Source organism: Flavicella sediminum (assembly GCF_006381105.1).
GTDB classification, from domain to species: Bacteria; Bacteroidota; Bacteroidia; order Flavobacteriales; family Flavobacteriaceae; genus Flavicella; species Flavicella sediminum.
In genome coordinates this window covers 1,987-4,391 of record NZ_VDET01000020.1, presented here as the reverse complement: position 1 = coordinate 4,391, position 2,405 = coordinate 1,987, and the positions used below count along the sequence as shown (strand labels likewise).

The following is a 2,405-nucleotide window of genomic DNA, read 5'->3' as shown; positions in this document are numbered from 1 at the left end:
GAACTTAAAAGTATTGTTGACCTGTATAAAATAAACGAATAAAAACTACCTACAACACCGCATAAAGTTAATGTGAGTTTTTAGGTTTGCTAAAAGGTTTGTGTTTTTTTATTATTTCGCTTCTACTTATTTATCTATTTTTAGGTCGACTAAGATAAAAACACAAAATAAGTAAAAGCTTAGTGTTCGGCTGAGAATCTTGCGATTATCAACTCCCACACTAACTTTATACAAAACCGTTATCGGCAAGTAATGAGGAACATTAGAACTATTAAAGGAGAATGGAACTTACCTGGTAATCAAAATATATTACCGGGAAAACTTTCTATTAACTATAAGAAAAACAAAATAACTTTATTGTTTATAACGGACAAATATTTAAATGGTGAGGAAGTAAAAACTAATAATTTTATAAATAACAATAATCACAACTATTATATACAAATTAATGGAACTGAAAATCAAAAAATGACTTTATACAGTTGTTCTTATAGCAGGTTTTCACCAATTGCAAGAGGACAAGTGGAAATTTCTTACAATGTTGAATATGTTTTTTTTAATGTTCATCTTAAAAATGTTTCAAAATTAAAAATAAAAAGAATTGATTCTACTTTTCCATATTTATCTTCAATTTTCGATGGCTACGATTCAATAAATAGAGACTTTGAAAATCAAACTGAGAGAACGACAAGATCAGTTCCAATAAAAATTTCTAAAAACCTTGATCTTGTACTCGTTGATAAATATTACAAAAAGCTTACTGATTTAGAAAGTGGGCACCAAATGAAATTTTCTAAATCTATTGAATTTAAATATCAACAAAGTGAAACTTTCAATCAAATTTATCGTGACTTAAGAATTTTTTCAAGTTTTTTGTCTTTTAACACGAAAAAGACAATCGACTTTAAACTTAATTATATTGAAATACCTAAAGAAGAAGCTGAAAGTTATGACGAATTTCATTCAATTTTAAATCCTCAAAAAAATGATTTCATACATTGTAGTGTAATAAATTTCACCCTCCAAAAATCAAATGATTTTAATAAAAAATCCATCCACCAAAGCATGATGTACATTAGTGGGTTTAATTCATCATTTGAAGAATTAAGTTCTGTAATTTGTAAATGGTTTGAGAATAATAATTATAGACCAATCTATGATTTCTATAATGACTCAAATAATTGGTTTGAGAATAAAAGTGTTATTTTGTCAAACGTTATGTATAATAATAAATTCTTGAATTTAATTCAAGGATTAGAATCTTATTATGATCTTCTTGATTTAGAATTTATTAAAAACAATGATGAATTCACTAAAAATAGGCAACAAGTTATTTCTAGTTTAAATAATTCATCTCTGGAAAAATGGGTTATGAAAAATTTAAAATTCCCTAAAACACCTAATTTGACCGAAAAATTAGAAAATTTAATTTATGAATTCAAACTATTGAATTTAAAGTTTGAGCCAATAAATAACTTCATAGAAGAATATCCAATACAGGCGAAAGAATACAGAAATAAATTATCGCACGGTAGAATAGAAACTACATATCAAGGTAAGAATTTTGAAAAACTTTTTTCATTTTCAAAGATTTTATTATGTTTTTGTATTCTAAAATCATTAAAAATAAATAGCCTATTCATAGAAAGATATTTGCGATCTAATTATAATATTACTCGTGAATTGAATAAAATTACCAGCCTATAACACCGTATAAAATTAATGTGGGTTTTTAGGTTTACTCGAAGTTTTGTGTTTCTTTACAATGTCACTTAAACTTATTTGAGTATTTTTAGGTCCACAAAGATAAAAACATAAAATAAGTATAAGCTTAGTGCTAGGCTGAAAATCTTTTGATTTTCAACTCCCACACTAACTTTATACAAAACCGTTAGCATTCATAAACTCGCCCGAAAATTTACTACTACCATTCACACATTTTTCCCACGAAACATTTTGGTTCCTTATTAAAAAGCAAGTTTGTGGTTGGGTAAAAACCTGTAGAACCCAAAATTATAGTTCCGATGACACATCTTTTCGCAGAAACTTTCTAACTGTTAATTCATGTTTTTAGCAAGTTTGCGGTTGGGAGGAAAATCTGCACGCAAAAATTATAGTTCCGATCACACATTTTTTCGCAGAAACTTTCTAAGTGTTAATTCACGATTTTTAGCAAGGTTACGGTTAGGAGGAAAATCTAGACGCAAAAATTATAGTTCCGATCACACATTTGTTCGCAGAATCATTTTAGTTTAATTCACGATTTTTATCAAGTTTACGGTTGAGAGGAAAATCTGTACGCAAAAATTATAGTTCCGCTCACACATCCTTTCGCAGAAACATTTTAGTTTAATTCAACTTTTTGAGCAAAAAGAACAACGAAATGCTAACACCGCATAAAGTCA

At 27.7% G+C, this 2,405-nt stretch carries 1 protein-coding gene; it reads left to right on the top strand.

The features are described 5' to 3' along the window. Positions 1 to 252 precede the first annotated feature (252 nt). Complete coding sequence (locus FGM02_RS15580) at positions 253 to 1,707, top strand: ApeA N-terminal domain 1-containing protein (protein ID WP_139959429.1); 1,455 nt, start codon at positions 253 to 255, stop codon at positions 1,705 to 1,707. Positions 1,708 to 2,405: the final 698 nt, after the last annotated feature.

Coding starts and splice junctions, on each gene's coding strand:
- FGM02_RS15580 (WP_139959429.1), top strand. CDS start 253: ATGAGGAACATTAGAACTATTAAAGGAGAATGGAACTTACCTGGTAAT.